The organism is Pseudomaricurvus sp. ABR4_320, from assembly GCF_056159445.1.
This window is the reverse complement of sequence record NZ_JBSWVF010000041.1, coordinates 1-5,889: the sequence shown is the minus strand read 5'-3', so window position 1 is coordinate 5,889 and position 5,889 is coordinate 1. Positions and strand designations below refer to the sequence as shown.

At 42.1% G+C, this 5,889-nt stretch carries 4 protein-coding genes; 3 read left to right on the top strand and 1 reads right to left on the bottom strand.

The features are described from left to right. Nucleotides 1-358 precede the first annotated feature (358 nt). A complete protein-coding gene (locus tag ACXAFR_RS27015) occupies nucleotides 359-808 on the top strand; it encodes a hypothetical protein (RefSeq protein WP_475183190.1) in 450 nt (149 codons plus the stop codon). Nucleotides 809-914: 106 nt separating this feature from the next. Here ACXAFR_RS27015 and ACXAFR_RS27010 read toward each other — a convergent pair whose 3' ends face one another. Beyond that, nucleotides 915-1,901, bottom strand: coding sequence for a peptidoglycan-binding domain-containing protein (locus ACXAFR_RS27010; protein WP_475183189.1), 987 nt, complete (start codon nucleotides 1,899-1,901; stop codon nucleotides 915-917). Between the two features lie 1,634 nt (nucleotides 1,902-3,535). Here ACXAFR_RS27010 and ACXAFR_RS27005 point away from each other — a divergent pair. Both ACXAFR_RS27005 and ACXAFR_RS27000 read left to right on the top strand, forming a co-directional pair. Next, on the top strand, nucleotides 3,536-4,369 hold the full coding sequence (locus tag ACXAFR_RS27005) for an eCIS core domain-containing protein (protein WP_475183188.1): 834 nt from the start codon (nucleotides 3,536-3,538) through the stop codon (nucleotides 4,367-4,369). A gap of 33 nt (nucleotides 4,370-4,402) precedes the next feature. Beyond that, the gene (locus tag ACXAFR_RS27000) at nucleotides 4,403-5,752 is read left to right on the top strand and encodes an ATP-binding protein (RefSeq protein ID WP_475183185.1); all 1,350 of its coding nucleotides are present in this window, start codon (nucleotides 4,403-4,405) and stop codon (nucleotides 5,750-5,752) included. Nucleotides 5,753-5,889: the final 137 nt, after the last annotated feature.

Sequence of the window (5,889 nt, the reverse complement as noted above, 5' to 3'; positions counted from 1 at the left end):
TTAGCAATTTAGATAATAAGAGAATATTTGGTTTATATTTACGTGCATTTTTATTTTATTTGGCGAATGCTGAATTAAACGACAGTCAAAAGTCTCTTAAATAGAAGAATAAATAGAACAGATTCTTAGCGCCAGTAAATTACCCATTTAAGAAATTAAACCTTGTATCGACTAAATGATTTCGTTGAAAATAATTTAAGGAGTGGCGAATTTATAAATTCGTAAATTCTAATAATAATTTCTAATAGCCGTTCGAGTGCAATTACATTATCAAAAATAACAATTTAAGATATAAAACAGGGTACTTACTGAATGTTTTTTGTTGAATAATATTAACTGTCAAATGGAAATAAAAATTATGCGCCATTTTCGTCCTATTTTTATTGTATTGGTTACTCAAATAAGTTTCGTTAATTATACAGCTGCGTTCGATTGCAATAGTTTGGCTCCAGCCAGTCCAACCAACAAATCGACAGAATTTGAAGGGGTTTTGAATGGTAGAATTGATGGTTTATTTGCACGCCTTGCCGGCGCAGATCTAAATATGGAAGGTATCTATAACGAGACTTCAAAAAATATTCTAAATTCTTACCCATCTGCTGATGAGTTATATATCTGGGAACGATTAATATTTTTGCAGTGCAATTTTATCGCAGAAGCAGATGACTTAACTTCGAAAGAGAAATCAAAATTAATCACTGATCTATACACATTAAATACGCCTACTCCCAATACAGGCCAAATGATAAATGGAAATAAAAATGTTCAAAATTCAAACGGAGACGGTATTGCAGTGGAAATCCACTAAATTGATACTTTTCAAAAATAACAAGCGACTAGTGGTGAGAATTGAATCATACAAGGCAATGAAAAGTTGAATTTTAGAGATAGTAGTAAGTCAAGGAATAGTTGTTTCAATCGCAAGGTATGGGTGAACTGGGTGGAAAATATCCAAATCCTGAGTTCCTGTGCATCTCAGCCACCCGGCGATTATATTCCTGGCAGAGTAATTTACTTTCTTGATCAAAATTTGCCTTAGTTTCATCCCGAGTGTTGTGGGACTTTTCTAATTTCTGAAATTTATCATTAATCCATTTATTACGACTTACTCTATTTGCTGTAGGCATTAACTCATATAGCTGTAATGTGCTTATGTAACCTGTCTGTCTATAACCAGCATCTTTTTGCCAGTCACGTATACTGTCTCTAGTCCCTGTGTCGAAATTGCCGCTTATATTTCCCCTGTAGTATTCAAGAATAGTAAGAGCATTTTGAATATTCTTTTTTTCGTTTACAGTCAAACTAATTTTTTCTTCGGATCGAATATCACCTGCTGTTGGTAATAAGGTTTGAGGGGAAACTGGCATTTTCCAAGTAATGGCCCGAGACTTAATTCGGTCTAGTCTGGTTAATTGATAGTAAGAGAAGTCTCTTAACGAGAAAATAACGTTCGTAGCTTCACTGCTGATTCTGTCGATTAGAGCTATTTCTAGTTTCAAAATTCCCTCTGGCGGAAGCAATTTAGTGTCGGTGCAGTCCAACATTGGGGACTGGCAATTTACTCGATAACTATTACCTAGGTCATCCGTAAGAGCAAGGGATGATGGTTGAATCTCAGCCTGAATCGATGCAGATAGATTGTTGAGTATTATTGTGAATGTTTTACTATCACTTTGTAGTTCTGAAACGCTTGCTTCTACAGAAAATGAACTAGCGCTATCGCCATTATCATCTTCTATGTCTTTTTCGCTAAAGCAATAAAGTGTAATAGAACTGGACGAACTCGATGCTAGTTGAACGTTGCAAGCGCCTTGTATTATTTGTTGTGCTACTATAATTTCTGTAAAAAAAATAGCTATTAATATGATTATCGATTTAATAAATATATATATTTTATTCATAAATATTTCCAATCGTTTTTTAAAATCACAATGGTGGAAAGAGCCATCGATATAGAGATTCAGTCGATTGTAAGATCTTTCTAAATCTTAAGTATTTTATAGAGTGACGGAATTGATTCGTATTTTTGGAGTTTAATTCCATCCGCAAAAGGCTTTCCTTTTTTATTGGCCGTCATGACTATGAATAGAATGTTGGTGCCCTTAGCGCCGTCGCGATAGATAGTGGCTTATATAATATTGTTGATAGTTGTGAGTTCATTAATATTATCCAGTTTCGCGAGCAAATTACTCATGGAAAATTGCTCCTCCGTAAGTTTTTTGCTGTCTCCTTTTTTTGCATTTACGGAGCGGCGTGCCAGGCCACGTACTTGATCTTAGCTAGTCTTGTCGAGTATCCATTTTTTAAAAAATACGTAAGAAGTGGGCAGAAATCCTAGCTGATTATTTTGCTAAACAGGGTTGCATGAAGCTTATTAGCCGTTCAGCTCTACAGCTTGCCTCACAGCTATGGATATGATCGTAGAAGCTTTTCGCTGCCATTGATTTTCGACCACGTATGAGAGATTCATAAACTATTCAGTTCACAACATATTTCTTAGAGACGGTAGCTGATAAAGCGCCTTCTGAAGCTCCTAAAAATACTCTTATGTCGTCATTTCCGAAGGCATCTGATTCAACAAAATGTCTGACAACTGTGCCGTTTGGCACGTTTATCGGAAGTCTCGCCCTGAAACAGTTATTTTGCAGTTTCCGTAAATAAAACATTGTCTTAAGCCCATATCGGTCGGACTAATAATATATTTTTTAGGATGCACGTAAGCATAGTTTGCATTATCAAATAGAGCTTCCCCCATTTGGGGGAATTTTCTTTTTATTTTACGCTTCGGATAAAAGGTCTTTTATAAATGTTCTTTTTTTAAATGTTGGTATAACGCGCGCTATTACATAAGCTCTTACTCAACAGGTCTGTCCCGTTCAGCTAATCTGCCTTTTCACTGCGGAGTATGCTGGGTGAGATATCCCTATCCGTGCAGATAAATAGATATAGAGTGATCATTATTTTCATATTAGATAGAAATAGCTGTTATCGAGTCCGCGTTTTCTTTTCTATGCCGATGCGTAAAAGAGTAAACAATACCAATTGGTCTTTTATGCGGCCCAGTATCGGTTCCTGAGGTGTCTGGAAGGGGAGGTGATTCAACGCTGGCAGTGGTTGTGATAGGGCGATTTGGCAATGCAATGATGGCGAATCGCACGCCTGTTGCTAGACCCTGCAAAGCTTCAGCGCTTCGAGTTGATAATTCGTGAGTGGCGCGAACGTTTGTGTTCGTATATGGGGCGTCAACGATACCGGTTCCGTTTAACTTTCCTTGTTATTACCAGCCCATATAACCCTCGCGAGTTACTTTTCCGTCGAGCAGTTTTGTCGTACAGTCCTAGTACATCTTTCCCAGAAATTATTTTCAAAAGTTCCTTTAAAGACGCTGCGGAGCAAGCTATGTTGTCACGATACTTCGTTGAAGTTCATTTGTGCAATATTGTTAGCTTTAGTTAAAACTCTTTAGCAGGATTAACAGCCTGTTAAGCGATTTTCCAGCGTTGTACCCAAGTCTATAGACAGGAGAATAAACACGGTGAAATATTCCTATTCTCGACGGCTCCGCAATGCGCACCAACATGAAAAAAAGCAGAACGAGTCATTCTTCGCGAAATCTAATAACCAAGAACAACAGCCTTTTTTTAAGAGTCGCGTCCCTACAGGACCGGCGGTTCAGGCTAAATTAACCATCGGCAAGGCCAACGACCCTTCGGAAAAAGAAGCGGATCAGGTTGCTGCCAAAGTCGTGGCTCATAATGCTGACTCATCCATCCAGCGTGCTTCGCTAGTTTCTCCCGCTGACGATAAAAAACTAGATTCTACTAATTCTCGAATGGAGAAGGATAAACTTATCCAGGAAAAGATTCAGAAGATGGCGTCTCCGGAAGAAGAGCAGGAAGTACAAGCAAAACAGGACGAAGAGGAAGTGCAGGTTAAAGAGGAAGAAGAGGAGGTCCAGGCGAAGACGCAGGAGGAAGAATTGCAAGCCAAGGAAGATGAAGAGGATATCCAGGCTAAAGAAGAGGAAGACGAGATTCAGGCAAAGGGCGAGGCGGGTGGTCCAGTAAGTACTGGCGTCTCTCAAAAAATCGGACAGGCAAAGGGTCGTGGTAGACCGATGTCCGGTGAAACACTGAATATGATGCAGCGTGAATTCTCCACGGATTTCAGCGGCGTGCGGATCCATACCGATGCTGAAGCGGCAGAATTGAATAAGCAGCTGCGTGCTCAGGCATTCACCCGTGGTCAGGATATATTCTTCGGTAAAGGTAAGTACCGCCCCGAGACCCACTCAGGTCAACTACTGTTGGCACATGAACTGACCCATGTTGTACAGCAGACGGTACGTAAGCCGATTACCAAAGATTAGTGTCATTGCTGCTATAGCGGACGAGACCGACAGATGGCCAATGAATCAAGTCAAATCCCGCAATTTGAGCAGGCGTTAAATCGCCTGGCGGCATTTATAACGTTGAGGATTGAGGCGTATTTCTCTGCAGATGCCGGCGTTGATAGTGGACTGATTTCTCTCCTATCCAACAGTATTGTGGAAATACCGACGTTAAACCGCGTTGTTCGACAATGGCAGTTATCGGAGGAGGCTCAGGTAATTCTGCTGCTGGCTCTGGTGCCACATATTCAGGCGGAATTTTTTGATCGCACTATTCAGAACGCTCTGCCGCAGGCGGGGGATTTCCCACAGATTGGTGGCTCCCGGGGCAAGAATTTTCGTGGGCTGCTGCCAACGGGCGAAACTGCATTGTTTTTGCTTGCCGGCGATGATAGCGTAAGACGCATTCAGGTATTTCAGCTGTTTAGCGCGGATCACCCCTTTGCCCGGGACCATATTCTCTGGCTGGAGCCGGTGCCGGATGGAGAGCCCCGCATGAGCGGTCGAATCATTCTCTCCCAGGATTATGTCGACCTGCTAATTATGGGGCAGGCAGCTCGTCCTCAATTCAGCATTGACTTCCCGGCGGAACGGCTGGAATCCGATCTGGAGTGGGATGATCTGGTGCTTCACCGGGAGACCATGGAGCATATTCAAGAATTGGAAGACTGGGTTCGCCATGGCGCCACGCTGATGGATGACTGGGGCATGCGGCGCAAACTCAAACCGGGTTATCGGGCGCTTTTCCACGGGCCACCGGGTACCGGTAAGACGCTGACAGCGACCCTCTTGGGCAAATACACCGAGCGGGACGTCTATCGCATTGATCTCTCTATGATGGTTTCCAAGTTTATCGGAGAGACGGAAAAGAATCTTTCAAACCTGTTCGCGAGAGCGTCCAACAAAAACTGGATCCTCTTTTTCGACGAGGCCGATGCCCTGTTTGGCAAACGCGCTAACGTACGCGACGCCCACGATAAGTACGCCAACCAGGAAGTCTCCTACCTGTTACAGCGGATTGAACATTACGACGGTTTAGTGATTCTTGCGACAAATTTTAAAAGCAATATTGACGATGCCTTCAGCCGCCGCTTCCAATCCACCGTCTATTTCCCGATGCCGGGTGTCAGTGAACGTCAGTTATTGTGGCGCAAAGCCTTTCCGGACGAAATTCAACAGGACAGTGATGTGGATCTGATGTCGCTGGCGCAAAAATATGAGCTTACCGGAGCTGCCATTACCAACGTCGTACAGTTTGCCTGCCTGCGCTCGCTGGCTCGGGGTGCGCAAAGTATTGCTTATGACGATATTTATAAGGGAATAAAACGAGAATTCGAAAAAGAGGGAAAGTTACTGAGATGATCCTAGTAAATACAATGGCAGGCAATAAAGTCCAGTAACTAAGATAAGAATAGGCTTAGAGATGAGAAGAGAGATAACTTATCTTGTGATGCTGTAGACGTTTTTTGTACTAAGCGCTTTCATTGATAATAGGTCGA